The 23,515-nt window shown below is 55.7% G+C and carries 24 protein-coding genes, 1 pseudogene and 1 riboswitch; of the genes and pseudogenes, 11 read left to right on the top strand and 14 right to left on the bottom strand.

Going from position 1 to position 23,515, the window contains the following annotated elements:
• Positions 1 to 236 precede the first annotated feature (236 nt).
• The 4 genes from ACI48J_RS02965 (at position 237) to nrdF (ending at position 5,185) form a co-directional block, all read left to right on the top strand.
• Complete coding sequence (locus tag ACI48J_RS02965) at positions 237 to 779, top strand: hypothetical protein (RefSeq protein ID WP_405081587.1); 543 nt, start codon at positions 237 to 239, stop codon at positions 777 to 779.
• A 304-nt stretch (positions 780 to 1,083) separates the two neighbouring features.
• Positions 1,084 to 1,280: riboswitch (cobalamin riboswitch) on the top strand.
• A 288-nt stretch (positions 1,281 to 1,568) separates the two neighbouring features.
• Entirely contained in the window at positions 1,569 to 1,928 is a 360-nt protein-coding gene (gene nrdI, locus ACI48J_RS02960) for a class Ib ribonucleoside-diphosphate reductase assembly flavoprotein NrdI (protein WP_009676335.1), read from the top strand.
• Positions 1,915 to 3,999 (top strand): class 1b ribonucleoside-diphosphate reductase subunit alpha, encoded by a 2,085-nt coding sequence (gene nrdE / locus ACI48J_RS02955; protein WP_405081585.1) that lies wholly within the window; start codon positions 1,915 to 1,917, stop codon positions 3,997 to 3,999. The genes nrdI and nrdE overlap by 14 nt, the downstream gene beginning before the upstream one ends.
• 226 nt (positions 4,000 to 4,225) lie before the next feature.
• Positions 4,226 to 5,185: a class 1b ribonucleoside-diphosphate reductase subunit beta gene (gene nrdF, locus ACI48J_RS02950; RefSeq protein WP_016423626.1), complete on the top strand. Its 960-nt coding sequence runs from the start codon at positions 4,226 to 4,228 to the stop codon at positions 5,183 to 5,185.
• Here the strand turns inward: nrdF and ACI48J_RS02945 are convergent.
• From ACI48J_RS02945 to ACI48J_RS02920, 6 genes are all read right to left on the bottom strand, one after another.
• Complete coding sequence (locus tag ACI48J_RS02945; protein ID WP_405081583.1) at positions 5,122 to 5,577, bottom strand: hypothetical protein; 456 nt, start codon at positions 5,575 to 5,577, stop codon at positions 5,122 to 5,124. The genes nrdF and ACI48J_RS02945 overlap by 64 nt on opposite strands.
• Positions 5,578 to 5,680: 103 nt before the next feature.
• Positions 5,681 to 6,088 carry a GNAT family N-acetyltransferase gene (locus ACI48J_RS02940; RefSeq protein ID WP_326053758.1) on the bottom strand — a complete coding sequence of 136 codons (408 nt, stop codon included), beginning with the start codon at positions 6,086 to 6,088 and terminating at the stop codon, positions 5,681 to 5,683.
• A gap of 314 nt (positions 6,089 to 6,402) precedes the next feature.
• Positions 6,403 to 7,776, bottom strand: a complete 1,374-nt coding sequence (locus ACI48J_RS02935; RefSeq protein ID WP_405081581.1) for a TolC family protein — start codon at positions 7,774 to 7,776, stop codon at positions 6,403 to 6,405.
• Between the two features lie 172 nt (positions 7,777 to 7,948).
• Positions 7,949 to 9,175: an ABC transporter permease gene (locus ACI48J_RS02930; protein WP_405081580.1), complete on the bottom strand. Its 1,227-nt coding sequence runs from the start codon at positions 9,173 to 9,175 to the stop codon at positions 7,949 to 7,951.
• Positions 9,156 to 10,445, bottom strand: a complete 1,290-nt coding sequence (locus tag ACI48J_RS02925; RefSeq protein WP_326053754.1) for an HlyD family efflux transporter periplasmic adaptor subunit — start codon at positions 10,443 to 10,445, stop codon at positions 9,156 to 9,158. Before ACI48J_RS02925 ends, ACI48J_RS02930 begins: the two co-directional genes overlap by 20 nt.
• Positions 10,446 to 10,511: 66 nt before the next feature.
• Entirely contained in the window at positions 10,512 to 11,081 is a 570-nt protein-coding gene (locus ACI48J_RS02920) for a TetR/AcrR family transcriptional regulator (protein WP_326053752.1), read from the bottom strand.
• Between the two features lie 232 nt (positions 11,082 to 11,313).
• Between ACI48J_RS02920 and ACI48J_RS02915 the strand changes: the two genes are divergently transcribed.
• Both ACI48J_RS02915 and ACI48J_RS02910 read left to right on the top strand, forming a co-directional pair.
• Positions 11,314 to 12,015 (top strand): response regulator transcription factor, encoded by a 702-nt coding sequence (locus tag ACI48J_RS02915; RefSeq protein ID WP_218231494.1) that lies wholly within the window; start codon positions 11,314 to 11,316, stop codon positions 12,013 to 12,015.
• Positions 12,005 to 13,372 (top strand): sensor histidine kinase, encoded by a 1,368-nt coding sequence (locus ACI48J_RS02910; protein ID WP_405081579.1) that lies wholly within the window; start codon positions 12,005 to 12,007, stop codon positions 13,370 to 13,372. The genes ACI48J_RS02915 and ACI48J_RS02910 overlap by 11 nt, the downstream gene beginning before the upstream one ends.
• 230 nt (positions 13,373 to 13,602) lie before the next feature.
• Here the strand turns inward: ACI48J_RS02910 and ACI48J_RS02905 are convergent, their stop codons facing one another.
• Positions 13,603 to 14,106, bottom strand: coding sequence for an Hsp20/alpha crystallin family protein (locus ACI48J_RS02905; RefSeq protein ID WP_326053747.1), 504 nt, complete (start codon positions 14,104 to 14,106; stop codon positions 13,603 to 13,605).
• Positions 14,107 to 14,262: 156 nt separating this feature from the next.
• Here ACI48J_RS02905 and ACI48J_RS02900 point away from each other — a divergent pair, with 156 nt between their 5' ends.
• The 5 genes and pseudogenes from ACI48J_RS02900 to ACI48J_RS02880 all read left to right on the top strand — a co-directional run bounded on the left by ACI48J_RS02900 (position 14,263) and on the right by ACI48J_RS02880 (position 16,384).
• Positions 14,263 to 14,490 carry a spore germination protein gene (locus ACI48J_RS02900; protein ID WP_326053744.1) on the top strand — a complete coding sequence of 76 codons (228 nt, stop codon included), beginning with the start codon at positions 14,263 to 14,265 and terminating at the stop codon, positions 14,488 to 14,490.
• Positions 14,487 to 14,639, top strand: a pseudogene (locus tag ACI48J_RS02895) (spore germination protein GerPB); the annotation flags it as partial. The gene ACI48J_RS02900 and the pseudogene ACI48J_RS02895, both read left to right, overlap by 4 nt.
• A gap of 378 nt (positions 14,640 to 15,017) precedes the next feature.
• A complete protein-coding gene (gerPC, locus tag ACI48J_RS02890) occupies positions 15,018 to 15,716 on the top strand; it encodes a spore germination protein GerPC (protein WP_326056856.1) in 699 nt (232 codons plus the stop codon).
• Positions 15,713 to 15,895, top strand: coding sequence for a spore gernimation protein GerPD (locus tag ACI48J_RS02885; RefSeq protein WP_405081577.1), 183 nt, complete (start codon positions 15,713 to 15,715; stop codon positions 15,893 to 15,895). The genes gerPC and ACI48J_RS02885 overlap by 4 nt, the downstream gene beginning before the upstream one ends.
• 3 nt (positions 15,896 to 15,898) lie before the next feature.
• The gene (locus tag ACI48J_RS02880) at positions 15,899 to 16,384 is read left to right on the top strand and encodes a spore germination protein GerPE (protein ID WP_405081575.1); all 486 of its coding nucleotides are present in this window, start codon (positions 15,899 to 15,901) and stop codon (positions 16,382 to 16,384) included.
• Here ACI48J_RS02880 and ACI48J_RS02875 read toward each other — a convergent pair.
• From ACI48J_RS02875 to ACI48J_RS02845, 7 genes are all read right to left on the bottom strand, one after another.
• Positions 16,366 to 17,064 (bottom strand): response regulator transcription factor, encoded by a 699-nt coding sequence (locus tag ACI48J_RS02875; protein ID WP_326056863.1) that lies wholly within the window; start codon positions 17,062 to 17,064, stop codon positions 16,366 to 16,368. The genes ACI48J_RS02880 and ACI48J_RS02875 overlap by 19 nt on opposite strands.
• Positions 17,061 to 18,539, bottom strand: a complete 1,479-nt coding sequence (locus ACI48J_RS02870) for a HAMP domain-containing sensor histidine kinase (RefSeq protein WP_326056865.1) — start codon at positions 18,537 to 18,539, stop codon at positions 17,061 to 17,063. Before ACI48J_RS02870 ends, ACI48J_RS02875 begins: the two co-directional genes overlap by 4 nt.
• A 223-nt stretch (positions 18,540 to 18,762) precedes the next feature.
• Complete coding sequence (locus ACI48J_RS02865) at positions 18,763 to 19,503, bottom strand: VOC family protein (RefSeq protein ID WP_405081573.1); 741 nt, start codon at positions 19,501 to 19,503, stop codon at positions 18,763 to 18,765.
• Between the two features lie 119 nt (positions 19,504 to 19,622).
• The gene (locus ACI48J_RS02860; RefSeq protein ID WP_326056869.1) at positions 19,623 to 20,600 is read right to left on the bottom strand and encodes an ATP-binding cassette domain-containing protein; all 978 of its coding nucleotides are present in this window, start codon (positions 20,598 to 20,600) and stop codon (positions 19,623 to 19,625) included.
• 31 nt (positions 20,601 to 20,631) lie between these two features.
• The gene (locus ACI48J_RS02855) at positions 20,632 to 21,552 is read right to left on the bottom strand and encodes a D-alanyl-D-alanine carboxypeptidase family protein (protein WP_405081571.1); all 921 of its coding nucleotides are present in this window, start codon (positions 21,550 to 21,552) and stop codon (positions 20,632 to 20,634) included.
• 215 nt (positions 21,553 to 21,767) lie between these two features.
• A complete protein-coding gene (locus tag ACI48J_RS02850; protein WP_405081569.1) occupies positions 21,768 to 22,562 on the bottom strand; it encodes an ABC transporter permease in 795 nt (264 codons plus the stop codon).
• A complete protein-coding gene (locus ACI48J_RS02845; protein WP_405081567.1) occupies positions 22,559 to 23,335 on the bottom strand; it encodes an ABC transporter permease in 777 nt (258 codons plus the stop codon). Before ACI48J_RS02845 ends, ACI48J_RS02850 begins: the two co-directional genes overlap by 4 nt.
• Between the last annotated feature and the right edge of the window lie 180 nt (positions 23,336 to 23,515).

Genomic DNA, 23,515 nt, shown 5'->3' with positions numbered 1-23,515 from the left:
TTCAAGAGGCTTCTATGCCGCTCCCGCAAGCTCAGTCAGGGTTCCGGTTCCCCTGCAATACGTTTGCGGTACAGGAGCAGCTCAGCCGTTATAAAAAAGCACAGGGAAATTTCCCGGTGCTTTTTTTCCTTGGGAGTTAATTTTGATGCCTCGAATTCAATTGACTAAATAGGTCCAAAGAAAGCAAAATAGTTACATATACTATTCACAGCCTTTTACTCCCGGAGGATAATCTTATGGTTAGTTATGCATGGCTGCTCGGAATACTGCTGCTTTTGTTTTTCGGATTAAACAGGGCGCTTAATTATTTGTCATTCCGGGATAAGGAGCCAAGACCATCCTGGAAGACGAAAATTTGGGCGATCCCGCTTTTTTCTTTGCTTATCCTTGCCCCCGTCACCGGTTTCGCATTCTTATATATGCTCTTCTTCCGGGGCATTGAGCATACCGGCACACTGATCAGTTTTACCGGCAAAGCGAATCTCTTCACTTTCTCCCTGGTCATCTTGCTGAGCTTCCTGTTCTTCGAGACCTTTATTCATCCTCTCATTCATGCATTGATCCGCTACGTTCTCAAAAGACCTCCTTCCGTTTACGGCAGACAAGTCATCACGATTATCGCGGACTGTCTTCTGATCTATGTCTTTGCTCATCTGATTCCCGGCGTGTATATCCAAGATCTTTTGTCCGCTCTCACTTTGTCTGTCGCTTTGCATATGATCGAGTGGATACTTGCAGGCATAATGATCCTCTATAAAAAACAACAAAAAAGAATCTAAACCTGTAAAAAGGGATCAGACTCCATTCCCAAGGAGTTTGATTCTTTTTTATTGGATGCACATGAAAACTCCCCCGCGGCACATCGAAAACCAGCTTGGCTGCACATCCTTCCGCCGCCCGCAAATTTTGTCGAAATAAAAAGAATCCGAAATAAAATCTCGCCCGTTTATGGGCAGGTTATCACACCTTTTTCGCCTTATATCTCGCTTTTCCTCCCCTTGTTGAGTCCTTACGCACAGTTGACAAACCACAATATATTGAGGTAAATTCATATCTATCACCTACATATTCACTATATATAGACTATATATGGATTGGACAGGTTTCCCGCCTACCAGGCGGGAATCAAAAGGGAAGTCCGGTGAGAATCCGGCGCGGTCCCGCCACTGTCAACGGGGAGCGCCCCACCCATACCGCCACTGACGAATGCCGTCGGGAAGGCCGCGGAGGGGCGCAATGAACCTGGAGCCAGGAGACCTGCCTGTCTGAAAGACACCGCTGAACCTACGGGAGATAGGGAGGTGTCCGGACGTTTCACATACAGCCGCCTAGCCTGGCTGTCCCCCCTCTTCCGCCTTCGGGCGGGGAGCCGGGCAGACGGCTTGAACGCGCGGCTTCAGCCAGCCTTTTTGCAGAGCCGTCAGCGGCGAGCGAAAGGGCTGGAAGCTGACTGTGAATTCAGAGCCGCTCTTTGTCACACAAGGAGCGGCTTTCATCCGGGCGCGCCGACTACTTCCCGTGGTCGGCGCGCCTCGTATTTTTGATAGAGTGGAAAGGAAGATGCTTCCATGCTGGTAGTTTACGATTCCCGTACGGGAAATGTTCAACGATTCATTAACAAGCTGAATTTGAAGGCCGTACGGATCGAAGAGGATTTGACGATCCAGGAGCCGTTCGTCCTTGTTACCTATACGACCGGATTCGGTCAAATTCCCGGCAAAGTGCTGGATTTTCTGAAACATCACTCTTCCCTTCTGCGCGGTGTAGCCGCAAGCGGCAACCAGAACTGGGGACAATCCTTTGCCCTGAGCGCCGACCGCATTTCATCGGCATACGGTGTTCCGGTGCTTGCCAAATTCGAACTTTCCGGCACGTCTAGCGACGTGGAACGATTCCATAAAGGGGTGCGCCATCTTGAAGCATATTGAACTGAACAACGAACTCATGATACCGGGGGAAGACGGGTTTTACCGTCTGGAGAAAGACCGCGAAGCGCTGGACGCTTTCCTTGAGGAAGTGCAGGGGCAGACCGTTCCTTTCGGCAGCATCAAAGAACGCTACGATTATCTGATCGGCGAAGATTTCTACGAGAACGTGTACGAACACTACACGCTGGAGCAGATCGAAGCCATCCACGAAACCATCCGCGAAAGCGGCTTTAAGTTCCAGTCCTATATGGCCGCTTCGAAATTTTATAAAGATTACGCCCTGCGTACCAACGATAAAAAGCAAGTCCTCGAATCGTACGAGGACCGTGCCGCCATCGTCGCCCTTCACCTGGGTGAAGGCGATTTCGGCAAAGCCCAGCGGATCGCCAAGGCGATCATCGAGCAGCGCGTCCAGCCGGCAACGCCGACGTTCCTGAACGCCGGACGCAGCCGCCGGGGCGAAATGGTCTCCTGCTTCCTGCTGGAGATGGACGACTCCCTGAACTCCATTCAGTACGTCATCGGCACCTGCATGCAGCTGTCCAAAATCGGCGGCGGCGTAGCCGTGAACATGTCCAAGCTGCGCGGACGCGGCGAGCCGATCAAAGGCGTCGAAGGCGCCGCCAAAGGCATCATGCCCGTCATGAAGCTTCTGGAGGATGCGTTCTCCTATGCGGACCAGATGGGTCAGCGCCGGGGCTCCGGAGCGGTCTACTACTCCGTGTTCGGCTGGGACATCATCGAGTTCCTCGACTGCAAAAAGATCAACGCGGACGAGAAATCCCGCATCCAGACGCTTTCCATCGGCCTGATCGTGCCGCAGAAGTTTTACGAGCTGGCCGAGCAGAACAAGCCGCTGCACGTGTTCGCCCCGTTCTCCGTCTACAAGGAGTACGGCCGTCACCTCGACGATATGAATATCGACGACATGTACGAAGAACTGCTCGCCAACCCGAACGTGAAGAAGAAAGTCGTCATGAGCGCCCGCGACATGCTGACCAAAATTGCCGTTATCCAGCTGGAATCCGGCTATCCATACATCATGAACCGTTCCAACGCGAACCGCGGACATGCCCTGAAAGACATCGGCAAAGTGAAAATGTCCAACCTGTGCACGGAAATTTTCCAGCTCCAGGAGACGACGGAAATCGGCGATTACGGCCAAGGCGATATTATCCGCCGGGACATTTCCTGCAACCTCGCTTCGCTTAACATCGTGAACGTGATGGAAACGAAAAGCATCCGCGATTCCGTCCACAGCGGTATCGAAGCGCTGACTTCCGTCAGCGACAACACGACGGTCGCGAACGCGCCGGGCGTTGTGAAGGCGAACAAGGAGCTTCATTCCGTCGGGCTCGGCGCGATGAACCTGCACGGCTATCTGTCCAAAAACCGGATCGCCTACGAAAGCCCGGAAGCGAAAGAGTTTGCGCGCGCCTTCTTCATGGCCATCAACTTCTACTCGCTGGAGAAGAGCATGGAAATCGCACGCGACCGCGCTGTCACTTTCGCCGATTTCGAACGCTCCGAATACGCGAAAGGCACCTATTTCGCCAAGTACGAAGAGAAGGATTACCGTCCGGAATCCGATAAAATCGCTGCTCTTTTCGAAGGTATGGATCTTCCGTCTCCGGAAGACTGGAAAGCCCTGAAAGAGCAAGTCATGAAGCACGGCCTGTACCATGCCTACCGCCTGGCCATCGCGCCGACGCAGAGCATCTCGTATGTGCAAAACGCGACTTCCAGCGTTATGCCGATCGTCGATCAGATCGAGACGCGCACGTATGCGAACTCGACTACCTACTATCCGATGCCTTACCTGTCCAAGGAGAACATGTTCTTCTACAAGTCGGCTTACCGGATGGACCCGTTCAAGATCATTGATCTTATCGCGGAAATCCAGGAGCATGTGGATCAGGGGATTTCAACCGTACTGCACGTAAACAGCGACATCTCGACCCGCGAGCTGGCCCGCAACTACCTGTACGCCGCCAAAAAAGGCCTGAAATCGCTCTACTATACCCGCACAAAGCGGTTGACCATGGAAGAATGCCTGAGCTGCTCCGTTTAAGAGAGGGCCGGGTTAAGAATAGATTCTTTTTTTAAAAAAAGCCGGCTGCGCGACTGGAGCTTAAAAACGCTCCGCGCAGGCCGCAAATTATCCGTATGGCGCTATCCCTATAAGCAGCTTTATGCAGGGCCGGAACTTGTCAGCCCCGTATAAAGCTGCCTATGGTTATGAACGGCAGCGACTGATGCCGCATTTGCAGCGCGCCCCATCCAAAGGAGAGAAAGCGATGAAAGCCGTCAATTGGAATAAACCCGACGACGATTACACCTGGTCGTTTTGGCAGCAGAACGTGATGCAGTTCTGGACCGAAGAAGAAATTCCCCTTTCCGACGATAAAATGGTCTGGATCGAGATGAGTCCGGACGAGCAGGACGTCTACAAGAAGGTTCTGGGCGGCCTGACGCTGCTGGATACCCTTCAAGGCGGAGTCGGCATGCCGAGACTCGTCGAGCACATGGACGGCCTCCAGCGCAAAGCCGTGCTGTCGTTCATGGGCATGATGGAGCAGATCCATGCGAAGTCCTACAGCAGCATTTTCACGACGCTGGCGAGCAACGAGGAGATCGACGGCATTTTCCGCTGGGTCGAAGAGAACGGACGCCTGCAGCAGAAAGCGGATCTCATCAACCGCTACTACAACAGCATCCAGTCCGACAAAGACCTGTATCTGGCGATGACGGCTTCCGTTTATCTCGAAAGCTACCTGTTCTACAGCGGGTTCTTCTACCCGCTCTATTTGGCGGGACAAGGCAAAATGACGAACAGCGGCGAAATCATCGACCTCATTCTGCGCGATGAAAGCATCCACGGCCTGTACGTCGGTACGCTGGCGCAGGAGCTGTTCGCTTCTCTGAGCGAAGCCGATCAGCAAGAAGCCGCCGAGGAGCAGATCAAGCTGCTTTTGGAGCTGTACGAGATCGAGAAGCTCTACACGGAAGAGCTGTACACTCCGCTCGGCCTGCAGGACGATGTGCTGCGTTACGTGCGTTACAACGCCAACAAAGCGCTGATGAATCTCGGACGCGATCCTTACTTCCCGGAAGAGCCGGTTCATCCGGTCGTTCTGAACGGAATCCGGACACAGACGAAGCAGCATGACTTTTTCTCGAAAAAAGGCAACGGCTACGTCCGCGCACTCCGTGTCGAACCGCTTAGCGACGACGATTTCAGCTTCGAAGGGCTGTAAGCCGCTCCGGCGGTGCCCGCTTTCTTCGCGTGCCGGCGGGACGGATACGCAAGCGGCCGGGGACACGAAAAAGACGTACAAAATTGGCGACAATTTTGTACGTCTTTTTGCGTTCGGCTGCGGGGCCGCCGGATGCGTGCGCTCGCCGTTCCCGGCGTGCGGGTGGCCTTGCCCCGGGCTCCTGGCGCGCGGGGGTGATGCTTCGCCGGGTCCCTTTGAGCATCCGTCTGCTCATACTCCGGCAGAAGCGCCCCCGCTTCAGGCGTGCGGCTAGCTCGCTCCGTCAGGTCACTTCGAGCATCCGTCTGCTCCTGCTCCGGCAGAAGCGCCCCTCGCTCCAGGCGTGCGGCTGCTCCACTCCGGCAGATCACTTCGAGCATCCGTCTGCTCATACTCCGGCAGAAGCACCCCCGCTCCAGGCGTGCTTTCGCCCGTGGCCATGCTCCACCACGCTACCTGCTTCTGCTCGCATCAAGGCCGGCCATTCCTCGCCGGTTAGAGGAACAGGCCCATCCCCGGAGCATCGGCCGGCCGCTCGCGAAATCCGTAGCGTTCATAGAAGCCTTGCTTCCCTGTGGCACAGGCAAGCTGAACCCAGCGGATTCCTTGTGACTTGCAGTAGTCCAGAAGACGGTCCATGATTTTACTGCCGAGGCCCTGATTCCGATAATCCGGCAGCACCATCATTTCGCATAGGATACACTGAATAACCCCGTCCGAAACCATGCGGCCCGACGCTACCAGCCTGTCGCCCTTATAAACCGTAACGACGTGCCAGCTGTTCCGGAGCGCTTCGTGCAGCATGTCTTCCGTCCAGATTCCGTCCCCGTTCCATCCTGTCGATTGGAACAGCTCATAATAATCGGTTTTCGCCGGCAGATCCGTGCGGATCTTAAAGGTCATCGCTCTCGCCTCCGGTATGTGTATATACACAACAGATTAATTATCCATAAAACTGTATATTTATGCAACCGATAATTTCCTGTTTCCGTAATTTTTAACACGACCTTCTGTCGGCAAGCGGTTGACCGCCGAATACAACCGGCCTCGGTACTAGCACGCGGGAGACTAAGGACTTTTCATATCCGATTTTCGGCCAATATCGTTTCAATGGATATGAAAAGAGACCGATCCCAAGGATCGGTCCCTCTTATTCATTCGCATACTAATAAAGTCCATATACATTCAGCTGCATAAACTTTCAAAATACGGGCCGTTTACGAGATAAATCCTCTATCCATCGCTTCGGCTTTGCGTACCAGCGCGAAGTATTTCAGTCTGGCTCCCTCCAGGGTGGTTTGAGCCTGCTGAAGTTTAAAGGAAAATTTATCGAAGTCGTGCTTGGAGACAAACCCGTTCTCGTAACGGATTTTCATTTTGGCGACATCGGCCTGCGCGTCTTTCAGGTTGCGCTGTTCGTTCAGCACGGTCTGATAAGCGTTCTCGGCATCGCTGTAGGTCGCGTAGATCTTTTTGACCAGCTCGGCTTTCGTCTGTTCCTGTTTCTGGTAAGCGATTCCCGTATTGACGCTCTGATACTGGCCGCCATACGTATTCTTGGTCACGGTATTCTGCTGCTGCCAGATGGCTTCGTCGATGCCGTTGTGATCCATTTTCAGCTTAAAAGAGTTGGCGAGCAGCGTTGCGGTATCTTTCTTCACGACCGGCTCCACGTTTCCGGATACGGCGGCCGGCTCTTCAAGCAGCAGATCCGGGGAATATTCCACGCCGATATCGAAGCACAGCTGTACGAGACCCAGGCGGTAATTGTTCTCGAGCGTCTGAATATCGTCGCCGATTTTGTTCACCGCTTTGCGGGCGGTTTCCACGTCCTCGGGAGAAGCGAGACCTGCGTCGCTCAGCACCTGAGCGCGCTTCATTTCTTTCTCGGCCACGCCTTTGTAATCGTGCATGAGGGCGATTTGCTTCTTGGAGCCGAGAAGCTGCACGTACTGCGCCGTCACCTGGAGCTTGATGCCTTCAATCGCTTCGTCGGTCTGGAGCAGGTTGTTCCACATGTCCGTGTCGAGCTGATGCGAGGTTGTTTTCATCTGTTCGCGCTGGGCCTGCAAAATCTGGTTAATGCCGTTAACCATCTGACCCTGGCCTTCAATGACTTTGTTCAGCACCGTGTTGGTTTCGACAACCGGGCCGATCCAGAAGAAGCTGTCCGGAGTCGCTTTGGTCGGGTCGATCTGGTACTTCTTCATCGCCTCGGGCGTCATGTAGTCCTGCGGGGAAGCCGGAAGTTTATAGCCTTCGAAGGCGCCGCCGTACAGGTTGGCGCTCTGATCCTTCAGGTCGCTGCTTTTGCTGCCGAGCGCAGCCGTTTTCAGGTAGAGCAGCTTCATGTTGTAGGAGTTGTTCAAGGTCCGTTCCAGCACGTTATCGAGGGTCAGCTTGCTGACTTTCTCCAGCGCGGGCAGGCGCACCTCGTCCTTATCGAGAGGCTTATCGGTTGTCGCGTGAAGTTGAACCAGGTTGCCGTCTTTGATTTCGTAGTAGGGCGAATGGGTGTCCGCCGCCCATGCGGCCGGCATCATGCCGAATACAAAAGCGGACGCGGTCAGCGTAGCTATGATTTTTTTCATCGAAAATCCCTTCTTTTCCAAGGTATGATAAGAACTAAACGCAGGCTGAGGGACATGGGAACAAAAGCGCGGATGACTGAAATTATGTAAACGGCGCGCTTGCACTGTTAAAGCAAGGCTTTCGCGCGCCGGTGAAACGTCGTTTGGCATAGTTTAGGCCGGAATAGGGCTCCTACACTGTAAGTGAGCTGTTCTCCGGCTGAACCGCAGGCAGCCCCGCCGAAGCCGGCTCATCCTTCTGCTTGCGGAACATGGCGAACCGGGTGAGCAGGAATGCCGCAAAGTAAGTGATAAGACCCGTCAGAACAAGCGCGATGCAGTCCTTGACGATGACGTCGTAGCCGTTGCCTTTGACGAACACATGGCGGACGCCTTCCAGGAAGTAGGTCAGCGGCAGCATATGGCCGAGAATGCTCAGTGCCTTCGGCATCGCTTCAAAGGGCCATGTATAGCCGGACAGCATGAACGACGGCACCGCAATCAGCATCGCAATCTGAGTGGAGCCGAGCTGCGCGCTCGAAAACAGGGAGATGAAATACCCGATACCGAGCACCGCAAAGTTGAAGCAGGCCGAGAGCAGCATGGCCATCAGAATTTGTCCCCGCATCGGGAGATCAAAGCCGAACAGCATGATCGTGAACACCACGACCGCATTCAGCATGCCGACGATAAAATAGGGGACCGATTTCGCGTAAGCGAGGCGCCACGGCATCTTTTTCCACTCCGCAAAACGGCTCCAGATCCCTCTTTCCTTATCGCGGGTGATGGTCAAGGCGATGCCTAGCAGAAGCACCTGCTGTAAAATCGCGCCCGCCAGGCCGAAAATCATAAAATCGCTGTAGTTGAACGTCGGGTTGTAAAGCACCCGGTAGCGGAAAGGGACCGCGGAGAACGTCGAGCTGACCTGTTCATCCTGAAGACCCTGCTGCTGGAGCTTCTTGCCGCTGACGCCGTAGCTGTACGTGGTCACGATCTCATTGGCCGCGCGCGTCGCGGAGTTGGAGATCATCATGTTCGCGCCGTCGATCAGCGTCATGACCGGCTGCACATCGCCGTGTTTAATGCGGGCTTCGAATTCTTTCGGGATAATGACCCCGACCTTCGCTTCTCCGCGGGAGATGGCTTCCGTCACCTCAGCTTCCGAATGGTAAGCGTTCACGACCTGGAACGTTTCGCTCTGGTCGAACGCCTGCACGATCTGGCGGCTGAGCTGACTGTTGTCCTCGTCGAAGACAACGGTCTGCATTTCGGTTACTTTATGCTGCATATAAATCGATCCGAATAAGGTTGTGTAAAGGATCGGCACGAGGAACAGAATCGCCATCAACCGGCGGTCCTTGAAAATTTGCCGCCATTCCTCGGCGATCACGCTTCCGACTTTAAGGGGCAACGGTATCACCCGCTTTTCCTTCCCATTGTACGGTCATTCCCGTCAGAACCGATTCCGGCAGCTGAGGCAGCTCAACTTTCACGCCGAACGAACGGATATCGGTATCGGACGCGTTCTGCGTCGCTTTCTTGACGGCGAAGTCCGCTGCCGGAGCGACCGTGCTTACTTTGCCGGTCACGGCGGCGCCGTTAGCCGTCACTTTTACGGTCACGGTATCGCCCGCTTTCAGGCCGGCCGCGTCCGTTTCTTTCAGATAGAAACGCGCCCATTTCGTCTCGGCGGACGTTTCCATCGTAAACACCGGGAAGCCGGAGCCTACCATTTCACCCAGTTGAGCGGATTGGGAAATGATGATGCCGTCGGACGGAGCAAGCAGTTCGGTGTAGCTCAGGTACGTCTCGGCTTCGCTTTGGGCCGCCTGGGCCTGCTGCTGTCCGGACTGGGCGGATTTGACGGCACCCTGCGCCTGCTGGATCGACGCCTGAGCCGCATTTACGTCACCCTGGCGGATTTTCACCTGATCCATGTTCGCCTTAGCCAGCTCGACGGCCGCTTTGGCCTGTTCCAGCTGCGCTTCCGCGGCCTGGATTTCCTCCACGCGCGGTCCTTGCTGGGCAAGCGCGTACTGCTGTTGCGCCACTTCGTATTTGGCTTTGGCCTCTTCGTAACTGACCTTCGCTTTATCCACGTCCGTCTGGGCGACGAGACCCTCTTCCTTCATTTTTTTAACCCGGTTGTAGCTTTCTTCCGCTGTCTGGAAAACCTCTTTAGTCGCATTCAGCTGAATTTCCGCCTGCTTTTTCTCTTCCGGTCTCGCCCCGTTCTTGAGGGCGTCCACCTTCGTCTGCGCGGCTTTCACGACCGCTTCGGCCTGCTTCACTTGTTTCTCGGCCGTTTCCGCGGTAAGCGTCACCGCTTCCTGACCCTGCTGTTTTTTCGCCTGGGCTGTCGCTTCCGCGCCCTTCGCTTCGGCGATTTTCCCTTGGGAGAGCGATACGGCCGCCTTGGCCTGCGCTACTTTCGCCTCGATTTCCTGGCTTTGAATCCGGGCCAGCACCTGGCCTTTCTTCACGGTGTCCCCTTCTTTGACGAGAATTTCGGTCACGCGGCCACCGGCTTTAAAACTTGCGGCCACCTGATTCGCTTCGATATAAGCGGTCGGCAGATTCGCCGGACGGTTCTGGGTGCTGCTCAAGGCTTCTTTGGAAGACAACAGGAAAGTTCCCCCGCCGATCAATCCGGCCATCACTACGTATACAACAGGTCTAACAAACTTCATCTAACATTTCCCTCCCAGGATACTTTCTCTAGTTCATAATTTAGGGTGTAAACGGACAAACCGCCCTTAGAGGGCGATTCCGTCCATCATATAAAGCTGGATTAAATCCGAAATCTGCTCATTGGTAAGAGGCGGATGCTTTCTTTCCCAATCGACGAGCAGCACCAGGTACATACGCACCAGCACGAAGGCGGTAATCTCGGGGTCGCACGGCTTGATGCTTCCGTTCGCGACAGCGATCTCCAGATGCTGCTTGATGTAGCCGATGACGCCTTCCTCGATCTCGCGAAGTGCGTGCTGAGCCGCCGGAGTACCGAATTGGGCCACCTCCTGCGACAATTTAAGCAGCAGCTCGTGCTCCTTCCGGTAAACCAGAATACTGTATGTAGCGGAATGCAGCTTCTCCATGATCGTGCCGCCCTTGGAAATGCTGGCATCGGCCAGTTTTCTCATCTCGGCGATCAGAGATTTGACGATCTCGTTTAATAAATCTTCTTTTGTCTCAAAATACAGGTACAGCGTTCCCTTCCCTACACTGGCGATTTTGGCGATCTGATCGACCGTCGTTCCTTTGTATCCGAACAAAGCAAACGATTTTTTCGCCGCATCGAGAATGTTATCGCGCCGCTGATCCATTCGGCACCTCCGTTTTGACCAAAATCCTAGTTTAGTTCTGTAGTCAAAACAATATCATCTTTGGGGGGCAAAATCAACGGGTCCGGTCAGCCAAACAGCCTTACATTTTAGCCCTTTTGTCTAAAAACGGGCCTCTTTTTTCAAATTTTGCCGGATTGCCGTTCAATTTTCATCTGTTCCGTATGGAAACCGCCCCCTCCACAAACACTATCTGTAAAAGCGGAGGTGCGGGATGAGCAGCAAAATTTTGTTAGTGGAAGACGAGAGTAAAATTGCACGCGTCCTGCAGCTGGAGCTGCAGCATGAGGGCTACGAGGTCAGTCTGGCCGAGGACGGGCGCGAGGGTCTCGACATGGCTCTGGCGGAGCCGTGGGACCTCATCCTGCTCGACATCATGCTCCCGGAGCTGAGCGGGCTGGAAGTGCTGCGCCGCCTGCGGCAGCAGTCCGCGGTCCCCGTCATCCTCCTGACCGCAAGGGACGCGGTGCCGGACCGGGTAAGCGGCCTGGACCAAGGGGCGAACGACTACGTGACGAAGCCGTTCGCCATCGAAGAGCTGCTCGCCCGCATCCGCAATCTGCTCCGGCTGACGACTCAGCAGAGCCAGGCGGAGAACGAACAGATTCTCCAGGCGGAAGATATTCTCATGAACTTGAAGAGCCGGGAGGTTACCCGCATGGGGAAATCCGTCGAGCTTACGCCCAAGGAATTCGACCTGCTGCAGTACCTGCTCCAGCACAAGGGGGAAGTGAAATCCCGGGAAGATATCATTTCGGATGTTTGGGGCTACGATTTTGTAGGCGATACGAACATTGTGGACGTCTACATCCGTTATTTGCGGCAGAAGCTCGAAAAAAATTTCCCCGGCAAGCTGATCCATACGATCCGCGGTGTCGGTTACCTCATAAAAGGAAGTGGCCCCGATGAGTCTTAAGCTGCGGTTCGCTTTGCTTCAGACTTCCCTGCTCTTTCTGATTCTTCTGGGCGTCAACTTCTTCATTTACTATCTTTTTATCGAAAACAATTCGCGCAATGAAACTCAAAATATCGAACGCAAAGCGGCCAAGCTGCTGCTTCAAGAAAATGTGGTTCAGCATCCTGAATATTGGGAAAATCCTTTTCTGCTCAAAGACTTTCTCGTAGCCAACGAACTGATCCGGCTCATCGGACCGGACTCCATGGTGCAAAAAGAAATCTACACGGACGAAACACTCCTCCAGCGTCCCGCCAAATTCATACCCGCGACAGGCACCGTCTCCAAGCTGGTCTCCACGGACAACGGCTTTTGTCTGTATGTACAGGTACCGGTCATGGAAAACGAGCGCCAGATCGCTTCGCTGGAAATCGCCCGCAAGCTGGTTACCCTGAACGATAACGTGCAGGTGCTGTTTCTCGCTCTTTTTTATACGACGCTCGGTGCGCTTGTCTTATCCGTTATCATCGGGTATATCTACGCCAGTCTGGTGTTCAACCCCATTCACAGGCTGGCCCAGACGATGGAAAGCATTGAACGGAGCGGGACATTCAGACGGCTGGAAATCAAATCCACACGAAAAAAAGACGAAATCGCCCAGCTCGGCCAGACGTTTAATGAAATGATCGGCCGGCTGGAGCAGCATTTCGAGCAGCAGAAGCAGTTCCTGGCGGACGCTTCCCATGAACTGCGCACCCCGCTCACGATTATCGAGAGCTATGCGAGACTGCTCAAGCGCTGGGCCAGCAACGATCCCCAGATCCGCGAAGAAGCGATCGAAGCGATTCTGAGCGAATCCGTCCGGCTGCGGGAAATGACGAAGAGCCTGCTCACTCTTGCGGATTCCGACGAAAGACAGCGGACCGAATGGCAGGATTTCGAGCTGCGTCCCCTGGTCCAGGCCACGGCCGCGTCCATTCAGCTGACGTTCGACCGCGAGGTACGTCTGGATCTTCCCGAAGAGGACACTCCTCTGAAGATGAAAGGCGACCCCGAGAAAATCCGCCAGCTGCTGATCATTCTGCTCGACAACGCGATCAAGTACAGTCAGCTGCCGATCGACATCATCGTCCGGGAGCAGCCCCGTCACCTCCAGATCTCCGTCGTGGACAAAGGGATCGGCATCGAGAAGGAGGACATTCCGCAGCTGTTCAACCGGTTTTACCGCGTCGATAAAGCGCGCAGCCGCAAGAACGGAGGCGTCGGACTGGGGCTCGCCATCGCCGAGAACATCGTCAAGCTCCATGCCGGGACTCTCGAAATCCAAAGCGAGCCGCATATCGGCACCGAAGTTCATGTCAGGCTCCCGAAGGATTGAGGAAGGCCGGGTCCGGGCCAGCCGCTTTCGGGCCATCGCCATGAGAACGCCAAAAACCGGTTGCCGGGAGCCGCACGCGCTGCGAGTTCGGACCATACTTTTAGGATCGGGACGCTCCGGTCTTCTTTCGGCACCGCTGCACGCTGAAAGCAAAGAGAACCCGGACCTCGAGCCCTCCCTCCAACGCAGCAAAAAAAAGAACCGGCCTCCGATGGCCGGTTCTTTTCGTATCAGTACTCGATATACGCTTCATGGTAGCTGTCTTTATACTTGCGCCTGCGCACCTGTATTTGCAGAACACCCTCCTTGTAAGTGGCCTTCGCCGTTTTGGGAAGAACCGGGCTGGGCAGTTTAATGAGTTTTCTCGGTTCGTCCGTCAGCCCGAGAATTTTGACGTGACTGGTTTTCACCAGTACCTGCAGCGAACGCGGATCTTCGCGTTTCGGAATTTTTAACCGGACGAATACGTCCGTATGCGTTTCGAACGTATCGCCGTTCACAGTCTCCCTCGGCTCCTGGGACGGCGTTCGCTCCTTGCCCTTCTGCTGAGACTTGGGCTGCGTCTGCGTCTGCTGAACATCCGCACTCATCTGGGGCGGCGGCAGTGTACGGTCGAAGACGTCGCGCACGAACCCTTCGATCCATTTGATATTCTCAATGTATTTCTGGGGCTGATCGAGAAATTTTTCGACATGCTCCCATTTAAGCCATTTATTCGTGTCCGGCTGATTCATCGCAGCTCCCCCCTCGCTTCTCCTGCATTATATGAACGGAGACCGCCCGGTGGTGAACATTCTTTGCGGAATCCGTTAAATCGGGGAAAGGAGTATGAACATCTGGGCGCTCCCGTACATAAGCTATAAAAGAAGACGCAGCAAAGGAGAACGCCTATGCCGGCCATCGTCGGAAACGTAAAAATACTGACCGTAGGCCCCAGCTCTGTCGTTCAATTCGGGGACTGCCTGGTCATATCGCCAAACAGCAGTTCAAAAAGCTACGCGGGAGCAGGTTCTTTTAATACCGGTGATTTGCCGCATGTATATAACGCCATCAGCGCCACGAATACGAATGACAGTGATGCCGTCGAAGCTGAAGCGAATAAAACGGCAACGGCATGAGCTGGACGATCCATCAGACGATTACGATCCATCAGCTCAGGGTCGATGCCGTGTCCAACTCCTCCGTCCTGCAGGTCGGGAGCGCGGGCAGCATCCGTGCGCTCTCGAACCAGTACAACACGGGCGGCTTCACCGGACCCGTCCCGGAAGTGGGCAAAGGCTCCCTCGCAGGCTTCGGCGGAGCCGCAGGCGGGGGCCTGCCCGGCGCTGCGGCAGGCGGCGGGCCTCCCGGCAAGGCCGGTACGGCAGCCGGTTCAGCCGGGCCCGGCGCGTCCGGCAAGCCGGCGGCGGGTCCCGGCTCCACCGGCGCTGCGGAGGCGGCTCCCGGAGCGGGCGGCCTGCTCGGGCCGGGTCCCCACCTCCAGCCGCCGTTCCCGCCGTGGATGCCGTGGCGGCCGCCGGCTTGCCGGGGGCCCTCCCGCGGCAGCTGACAGCGCGCTGCGCCCTGCCGGTGCAGGCGGCCTCATACTTCCCGCCGGGGATCAGCCCCGGCGGCATTTTTGCGAAAGCGAAAGAGAGGTGAGCTTATGTACGGCTACGGGCCGGGCGATCCCAATTTGTACACCTATCAGCTTCAACAGATGTGGACGCACATTCAGCGGCAGGAAGCCCGCATTGCCAAGCTCGAAGAGACGACCGCAGCCATGCGCGGCGAAATCGAAGAGCTGAAGCGGCAGCGCGGGATACATATCGACCGCATCGAATACAAATTCGATCAGCTGAAAGTCGAACAGCTGGACGGCACACTGACGATCGGCGTCTCTCCCTCTACCGTGGACGAAATCGAGGATTTCTCCGTAAACGGAATGGACGCCTCCTTCCCGGGTAACGGGACTCCGTCTTCCGACGGCTTCTCTCCGAATGAAAGCCGGACGCCCGAACAAGCCGGCGAAGGCCGCCCGGCCGCAGACGAAGGAGCCGCCAACCGGCACCTTCACGATTTTCTCGACCGCGAAGCCATGGAAGAGCTGATCGAGCTTGCGGCCAAGCGGCACTTGAACATCGGAGCGGACGAAAGCAGACGGGTCATGGACGATTTGCGGCAGCAGATCGAAGCCAGAGTCCGGCAGTATGCATCCTCTCCCGATCTCTTGCATACGGGCGGACAGGAGCCGCCGGGGAACGCAACGTGGAAACTTATCGAAAAAACAAAAGCCGACATACGCGCCGGCATCCGTAATTATTTGGCTCAATATGGGGAAGGAAAAGGAGATGAGCATCCGTGAAGGTAGATTTTTATGTGGAAAATAAATGTCTGCAGGTTGGCTCCGTTTATATCATCGGGGTATCCAGTTCTTCGACCTTCCTGATCGGGGACACCGACTCCATCACCAACTCGTCGATGTTCGATACTCCGCCGGAATCCGTCATTGTGGGACCGCTCGTTCCGCTGCCCCATACTTGAGCCATGGCCAGACGAATGGTTTGGCTCACCCAGGCGAAGGTACTTTCGGTCTCCAGCTCCGCCGTTTTCCAGATCGGCGACAACTGCGGGATTCACACCCGCTTCAGAGCTCTCGCTCTACAGCGTGAGATTCCCACCTTCCTGAAGGAAGAAGGCTCGTTCGAAGCGTATTCCATTTTCGCCCGTCCGCATCCGGAAGTGCTCTTTCCGCCTGAAGCGGAGAAAACGACCCGCAACCTCGGCAACATCCAGGTAGGCCCTGTCAAGGTGCTGGGGGTGTCCGCGTCATCGGTGATGCAGGTCGGCGGGAGCGGTCCCGTCATCCAGCAGTCGCGGATCAAGCATATCCGCCAGTTCCGTCCGATCGGTCCCTACACCAACCCGACGGGCACGATCGCCTATACCGGTTCCGGCGAAAACCTCGCGGCCGAAAGCGGTCCGCCGGAACCCGGGTCTTCCCCTTCGAACCCTTACGGCTTGAACCGGTAGCCCGCTCCCCAGATCGTCTCGATATAGGCGGGGTCCGACGGGTTCGGCTCGATCTTCTCCCGGAGTTTGCGGATATGAACCGTCACGGTCGAAATATCGCCGATCGCGTCCATACCCCACAGATGGTCGAAGAGCTGATCTTTGCTGAACACGCGGTTGGGATTCATGGCAAGATGAGTCAGCAAATCGAATTCCTTGGTCGTGAAAGGAATTTCTTTGCCGTTTACGTATACCCTTCTGGAAGCACGGTTAATGACGAGTCCGCGGATGCGGATTTCGTCCTTATCCTGGTCTTGCTGCCCTTTCAGTCTCTCATACCGGGACAAATGCGCCTTGACGCGCGCCACGAGTTCTCCCGGGCTGAACGGCTTGATGATATAATCGTCGGCTCCGAGGCTAAAGCCGCGGATTTTATCCAAGTCCTCCTTTTTGGCGGAAACCATCAGAATCGGAATATCCCGCTCCACGCGAATCCGCTCGCAGATGGCAAAGCCGTCGGTACCCGGCAGCATCACATCCAGCAAAATCAGGTCGTAGCGCTCTACAAGAGCCCGCTGAAGGCCCGTTTCGCCGTGATGCTCCATATCGACCGCAAATCCGTCCAGCTCCAAATAATCGCGCTCCAGTTCGGCAATGCTCACATCGTCCTCGACGATCAGAATGCGTCCGCCTTCTTTCATGTTGCCATCCTCCCTTTCTCGTCCCGGTTTTTGCACACGGTAAATTGAATGGTCGTCCCTTCCCCGAACCGGCTGTTGGCCCAGATCGTGCCTCCGTGCTCTTCGACGATCTGTTTCGCGATGGCGAGCCCCAGCCCGCTCCCTCCGGTTTGCGAGCTCCGGGACGGGTCCCCCCGGTAAAACCGGTCGAAAATATGCGGCAGCACATCGGACGGGATGCCCTGCCCGTTGTCGTGAACGCCGATCACCACGAATTCCGGCCGCTCCAGAACGAAGATACGGATATGCCCCTCCGGCTTATCCCGGTACTTCTGCGCATTTTCCGTGATATTCGTGAGTACTCTCCTCAGCTTCTCCCGGTCGATTACGACCGGAAGGGGCTCCTCCGAGGAGAGCTCAAGCGTAAGCCGGATTCCCTTTTTCTCCATATCGAACTGCATGTCTTCGACGCAATCCTTCAGATAGGCCGTTAAATCCGCCTCCTCGAACTGAAAAGGCAGCTTCCGCAAATCCAGCTTGGAGTACAGAAAAAGCTCGTCGATCATCCGGTCGATGTCGACCGTTTTGGAATAGACCGTCTGGAGATAGCGGTCAAATTTGGCCTGGGAGTTCGTAACGCCGTCCATAATTCCCTCTACGTATCCCTTGATGGCCGTCACCGGCGTTTTCAGATCATGGGAAATGTTCGAGATCAGCTGCTTCCGGTTTTCCTCGTACTGCATCTGAAGCTCGATGGACTGTTTGAGCCTCCGGCGCATTTCTTCGAAGGAAACGGCAAGCTCCCCGATCTCGTCGCTGGAAGCCGGACGCACTTCAATATCCAGCCGCCCTTCCTTGATGTGCTCCGCGGAACGCTGCAGGGCGCGGATCGGCGTAATCAGACTTCTCGACATCAGGTACGTCATCATTCCGTTCGTCAGCACGAGCACGGCGATCAGGACAGCGAGGAAGATCAGTCCGTATTTAAGAAAATATTTTTTGCCGATCGTATCGTGCGTCCCGATAAAAATACTGCCTTTTCCCCCATCGGGAAATGTAAAATCGTGATGCCTCAGCAGGTAATAATTGTTCTCCAGCTGGGAATCCGTAAGGCCCGAATAATAACTGAAAGCCGGCAGCGAATTCAGTACATCCGGGTGGTTCATGGTGGGGGAAATATACAGGATCTGCTCGTCCTTGCGGATAATGAGGCCCATATTCACGCGTTCCACAAGAGCCTCCCACTGCTTCCACTGCCCCGGATCGCCGGCGCTTCCGGGGTCCATCGCGATAACACTGCGGATTTTATTGTAATTGTCATCTTCCATCTGGGCGACTTCCTTGAGCGGATTGCCGTGGGTAAGGTCGATGTGGTATTCCCTCTTGAGATCCTGAATGAGCATAAAATACAGCCCGGTGACAGTCAGTCCGACCAGAATAAGCGGGATGACCAGCATGGCTATGTAGGAAAGCAGCAGCCGGGTACGGATGGACATGAACGTATCTCCCTTGCTTTGATTTACAATTGTGAAGCGGCCGCCCGTTTAACCGTATGACCCGGGACGCCGCGGAAAAAGCGTATGTCCTCAATATACTACGCCGCAGGCCGTGCGGGAAGGTCGATAACACACTCGGCAAAGAAAAAAGGGTCCGCCGGGCTCACCCGGAACAGACCCTTACACCGAACAGCCGGTCTTTTGTAATACATCCAAGATTAGTTCAGTTTACCTGCAAAATGCCGATGACGCCTATTTCGTTCTCATCCGGATCCAGCAGACCGAACCGGTCCCGGTTGAACTCTCTGGTAAGCGCGGACAGCTTGATCCCGCCGGACCGCAGCGTCTCGAAGTCGTTCCGGGGGTCCGTCGATCCGATCGTAAACGCCATATGAGCCAGAGCGGAGAAACGCGGAGTCTCAAACAGGCATACGTTTATGTTTTCAAAGGAAACCGCTTCCACTTCCTTATTCAGGGCAGGCAGCTTGTAAGCGAACCGGTCAAGAACAACGGCGCCCAGTTTACTCTCGTACCACTCTACGGAGCGCTGCAGATCACGGACGGGCAGGAACGCCCCGCCAAGCCGGATAGCTCCTTCGGTCCCGGCGTAAGCTTCTTCTCCCCAGCCTGCGATGCCGATGGGATTGCCGTCCGGATCGCTGATTTTGAAGCACTGCATATGATGAAAAGGAGCGGGTTCTTCCGCGATCTCCACTCCGCTTCCGATCATGCTCCGGTAGGCCTTCTCCGCATCGTAAACGTTCACGTTGAAGGGAGCCTCGTCGTACCGGTTAAGCTCTGCCTGCTGAACTAAGGTGAGGCAGGTTCCTTCATGGAAGGAGAGCCTGGCATGCCGATCGTCCCGGCCCAGTAAACGAAGGCCCAGCACCTGCTCGTACCAGGGCGCCGACCGCTTCAAATCGGTGACGGGCACGAATACATCCACCAGTTTGGTAAAAGTCATTGTAATTCCTCCTGAGCGTTGATGGAACTCCGGGCGCCCTTGTCTCGCTGCGCCCTCCAACCTGTCCCGAACGCCCGGAATTTCTCTAGATTCCTTCATCTATTGTACCTTGTTTTGTATCAATACACACGATGTACAATATCTTCGAAATCCGGCTCCTGCATATGTACGTCGGCAATTTCGCCCCATCCTCCGGCAAGCTGCAGAACCTCCATCGGGCCGATGTCCGTGCGGTTGAATGCCAGCACAAGCTTTTCTTTCTCCGCGGCAGTGACGCGGAACGGACACCCCTTGTCCGCCTGCCCGCTCGCAAACCCGCACGCTCCCCGGTACCGGATCGTCATGATCGTCGGCAGCCCGATCCGCTGCCGCATGCCTTCCACGGTGCCGTCGTAGCCGATCGTCCCGCCGTTGATGACGATCACACGCTCGCAAAGCTGCTCGATATCGTCCATATCGTGCGTGGTGAGCAGGATCGTTTTGCCCGCTTCCTTGTTCAGCGTATGCAGAAATCCGCGGATGCTCTGCTTGGCCGCCACATCCAGGCCGATGGTGGGCTCGTCGAGGAAGAGGATGTCCGGATCGTGCAGCATGGCGGCCGCCAGATCCGCTCTCATCCTCTGACCGAGCGAGAGCTTGCGGACCGGCGTATCCATAAATTCGCCGAGGCCGAGAAGTTCTCCGAGCTCCGCGAGCTTGCGTTTCAGGTCCTCCTCACGGACCCGGTACATAGCCGCCAGGATCTCGTAGGAATCCCGGACCGGCAGGTCCCACCAGAGCTGGCTCCGCTGGCCGAACACGACGCCCAGCTTGGCGACCACCCGTCTGCGGTCGCGCTGCGGGCTCAGGCCGGAGATCCGCACTTCTCCCGAAGTCGGATGCAGAATGCCCGTGAGCATTTTGATCGTCGTGGATTTCCCGGCCCCGTTAGGACCGATAAAGCCCACGAAGTCTCCCCGGCCGATTGTGAAATTAACGTCGTTCACCGCCGTTTTGGACCTGTATTCTCTGGACAGCAGGGTCCGCAGACCCGCCATCCGGCCTTGAGGGACCACCGGCGTACGGAACGTTTTGTTTAAATTCGTCGCGGTAATCAAAAATTTCCCCTCCTTCTGTTCACGCTCTCACTCAGCGCATCCTGTCTTTGATCCATTCCGTCAGACTCCGGTTTGTGCCGTAGCCGTAATTAAAAAGCTTGCGCGTTTCTTCGAACCGTTTCTCCGCGGTTTCCGTTCCCATCACGACAGAGACCAGCCTTTTGCCGTCCCGGACCGCCGTGCCCGTAAAGCAGTACCCGGCCTGATCCGTAAACCCGGTCTTCAGCCCGTCGACACCCGCATAGGAAAAGGAGTCTTTCGTAAACGGCAGCATGCGGTTGGTCGTTTTCAGCGTCCCGAACCTGCCCGGCAGGGTATAGTCCGCCTTAGCGGTCAGCTCCAGAATACCGGGATGCTCCCGGATGAGATAAACCGCAAGCTTGGCCGCGTCTTTAGCCGTCATGAGCGTTTCTCCCGTATTTTTCTTGGGAGCGAAGGGCCCCAGATCGGCGCGCGTCAGCCCGGTTGCGTTGGCGAATACCGTTTTATCGGAAAGGCCGATCTCTTTCGCTTTCGCGTTCATTTTCACCACGAATTCATCCTCGGTACCGCCGAGGTGTTCGGCTGCCGCTACGGCGGCATCGTTGGCGGACACGATAGCCATCGCGGCCAGCATATCTTTAAGGGCGAGCTTCTCTCCGGTCTCGAGCCCGATCTGGGCGCCGGTCACCTCGCTCGCATACGGACTCGTCGTCACCCGGTCCTCCCAGGAAGCGCGGCCCGCCTTCACTTCCTCGTAAACGATCAGTTCCGTCATCATCTTGGACATGGAAGCCGGGGGAACGCTCTCCTCCGCGTTCCGCTCGTAAATGACACGGCCGCTCCCCGCTTCCATCAGCAAGGCGGACCTGGCTTCGATATCCGGCTCCGCATGCTTTCTTTCATTCCACAACCAGATACCGGCGGCCGCAAGAACGGCCAACAGCAGGACTTTCCGTTTGATCCTTTTCACGTTCGTCACTCCGCTCCTTCGGTTCTTGTCTGTATCTCTCTATATAGAAAGACGAGCCAAGCCCCTCGAAAGACTCGCCTCCTTCGTTAAGACGGCTCCTCGATATCTTTGGGCGGAAGGGCGAATCTCATGCAGGCACCCGGCAGCAGCCGCGTCGCCGGATCCGTATGAGTCCGCCGGGAACGGATGACCAAGGGCTCCGCAAGAGCGCCTCCCTACGTTCCCGTACTCTGGTAACGTGAAATGCCCAGCTTCCACAGCCTTCCGGCCAGCAGGACGAAGACGAAGGCCATGACAGATACCGCGGCCAAGGCCCATCCGCCATACTCATGCCGGATGATGACGGAAGCCGGCACATAGTTGGCCAGCCCGACCGGAAGGAACGTCAACAGGATGTAACGGAGCCAGCCGGGATATACGTCCAGCGGATACTGGGCGGCGGATCTTGCCGCGTCCTCCGTCACGTTCTGAAGTTCCTCGATCCGGGTCAGCCAGAAACCGGCCGAAGCCGTAGCCAGTCCGATCGCGAACAGGATAAGCGCTCCCGAGCCGATTGCGATCACGGTCAGCGGGATAGCTTCCCAGCCGATCTGGCCGACACGCAGCATGTGAGTCATCGCATACGCGAGAACGAGCAGGCCCTGTCCGAATTCTCCGACGAGCAGGCGGAAATTTTGCGTCATCAGGACGAGAAGCACCGGCAGGGGCCGGATCAGCAGAGCGTCCATATCTCCGCTCACCAAATATTTTTCCAGATGATGCACATCGGAGGCCAAAGACCGGTAGATCGCTTTGGACAGCAGGATCACCGCGTACAAATAAGCCACCTCATGCAGCGACCAGCCCTTTACGCTTCCGAAGCGGTCCAGCACGAGCGCCACCATCAGAAACTCCGCCACATTCACGAGAGCCGCCATCAATGAAGAGAAAATAAAATTAAACTTGTACTGCATCCGGCTTCGCAAAGATGCCCGGATCAGCAGCACGTACATCCGCAGTCCGTTTCTCATCCTCCCTGCACCTCCAGCTTCTTGCGCATCGCGCCTGTCGCCAGCATGCATAAGCCCGTAAAAAGAACGCACCAAAACAGCGCTGCCGGCAGAGCGGCAGGCGTCGTTCTTTCCGTGAACAGCGACACCGGAACGTACAGCAAATAGGGATACGGAGTCAGCCAGCTAAGCTGGCGAAGCCAGGCGGGAAGCCAATCCAGCGGGATAAAGAAGCCGGAAAGAAGCATGGAGAACGCATAGTTCACCCAGTAAAGCCAGCGGGATTCGGTCGTCCACATGGCGGCGGCGCCGATCAGGTAATTCATGCAAATGGAAATATAAGCGGCGAGCAGAAGCGATAGAGCGGTCCAGCCGTAAACGGAGAGCTTCCCGGGAACCGGGATCGAAAACAGGAAAAAATAGAGGATGTAGATCGGAAGAAATTTGTACACGAACTGATAGGCGATCTGTCCCCATTCCCGGTACATCTTATGCAGAAACAGGGGGACGGGACGCATCAGATCCAGAGCGATTTGTCCGGTGCGTACGGACTGCTCCATGCCGAGACCGTTCGTGATAAAGAGCACCAGCCATAAAGAGGCCTGATTGAAGGCGATATACGCGGTCATTCCTTGGACCCCGTATTCTCCCAGCGAATGACTCTCGCCTATACCTGCCCACAAGGACACGTACACAAATCCGAACATAAAACTGGACACGTTATGGATCATATGCGCGCCCCGGTACTGCAAATTCCGCGCGTAAGCTTTACGCGCCAAGACAGAAAAAAGCATCCAACACCTCCGGTTCATCGGTAGACGATCGTTTCAGCGTGAAATGCGTGTAGAGGGATTTCATCTTACCAAAAGCCGCCAATAAAAATCAACCCCGAATGAGATTCAATTTGCTCTTTCCGACAGTAAAGAAATATAGGATGATAAACAGGAAGCCGGATTCCGTGGCTGAAAGATTTT

The sequence above is a fragment of the Paenibacillus chitinolyticus genome, from assembly GCF_045038035.1.
GTDB classification, from domain to species: Bacteria; Bacillota; Bacilli; order Paenibacillales; family NBRC-103111; genus Paenibacillus_F; species Paenibacillus_F chitinolyticus_A.
This window is presented reverse-complemented; position numbering and strand designations above follow the sequence as displayed.

What these genes read in the sequence shown, in the direction of transcription:
- ACI48J_RS02965 (WP_405081587.1), top strand. Translation starts at nt 237, where the DNA reads ATGGTTAGTTATGCATGGCTGCTCGGAATACTGCTGCTTTTGTTTTTC.
- nrdI (WP_009676335.1), top strand. Translation starts at nt 1,569, where the DNA reads ATGCTGGTAGTTTACGATTCCCGTACGGGAAATGTTCAACGATTCATT.
- nrdF (WP_016423626.1), top strand. Translation starts at nt 4,226, where the DNA reads ATGAAAGCCGTCAATTGGAATAAACCCGACGACGATTACACCTGGTCG.
- ACI48J_RS02945 (WP_405081583.1), bottom strand. Translation starts at nt 5,577, where the DNA reads ATGAGCAGACGGATGCTCGAAGTGATCTGCCGGAGTGGAGCAGCCGCA.
- ACI48J_RS02940 (WP_326053758.1), bottom strand. Translation starts at nt 6,088, where the DNA reads ATGACCTTTAAGATCCGCACGGATCTGCCGGCGAAAACCGATTATTAT.
- ACI48J_RS02935 (WP_405081581.1), bottom strand. Translation starts at nt 7,776, where the DNA reads ATGAAAAAAATCATAGCTACGCTGACCGCGTCCGCTTTTGTATTCGGC.
- ACI48J_RS02925 (WP_326053754.1), bottom strand. Translation starts at nt 10,445, where the DNA reads ATGAAGTTTGTTAGACCTGTTGTATACGTAGTGATGGCCGGATTGATC.
- ACI48J_RS02920 (WP_326053752.1), bottom strand. Translation starts at nt 11,081, where the DNA reads ATGGATCAGCGGCGCGATAACATTCTCGATGCGGCGAAAAAATCGTTT.
- ACI48J_RS02915 (WP_218231494.1), top strand. Translation starts at nt 11,314, where the DNA reads ATGAGCAGCAAAATTTTGTTAGTGGAAGACGAGAGTAAAATTGCACGC.
- ACI48J_RS02910 (WP_405081579.1), top strand. Translation starts at nt 12,005, where the DNA reads ATGAGTCTTAAGCTGCGGTTCGCTTTGCTTCAGACTTCCCTGCTCTTT.
- ACI48J_RS02905 (WP_326053747.1), bottom strand. Translation starts at nt 14,106, where the DNA reads ATGAATCAGCCGGACACGAATAAATGGCTTAAATGGGAGCATGTCGAA.
- ACI48J_RS02900 (WP_326053744.1), top strand. Translation starts at nt 14,263, where the DNA reads ATGCCGGCCATCGTCGGAAACGTAAAAATACTGACCGTAGGCCCCAGC.
- gerPC (WP_326056856.1), top strand. Translation starts at nt 15,018, where the DNA reads ATGTACGGCTACGGGCCGGGCGATCCCAATTTGTACACCTATCAGCTT.
- ACI48J_RS02880 (WP_405081575.1), top strand. Translation starts at nt 15,899, where the DNA reads ATGGCCAGACGAATGGTTTGGCTCACCCAGGCGAAGGTACTTTCGGTC.
- ACI48J_RS02875 (WP_326056863.1), bottom strand. Translation starts at nt 17,064, where the DNA reads ATGAAAGAAGGCGGACGCATTCTGATCGTCGAGGACGATGTGAGCATT.
- ACI48J_RS02870 (WP_326056865.1), bottom strand. Translation starts at nt 18,539, where the DNA reads ATGTCCATCCGTACCCGGCTGCTGCTTTCCTACATAGCCATGCTGGTC.
- ACI48J_RS02865 (WP_405081573.1), bottom strand. Translation starts at nt 19,503, where the DNA reads ATGACTTTTACCAAACTGGTGGATGTATTCGTGCCCGTCACCGATTTG.
- ACI48J_RS02850 (WP_405081569.1), bottom strand. Translation starts at nt 22,562, where the DNA reads ATGAGAAACGGACTGCGGATGTACGTGCTGCTGATCCGGGCATCTTTG.
- ACI48J_RS02845 (WP_405081567.1), bottom strand. Translation starts at nt 23,335, where the DNA reads ATGCTTTTTTCTGTCTTGGCGCGTAAAGCTTACGCGCGGAATTTGCAG.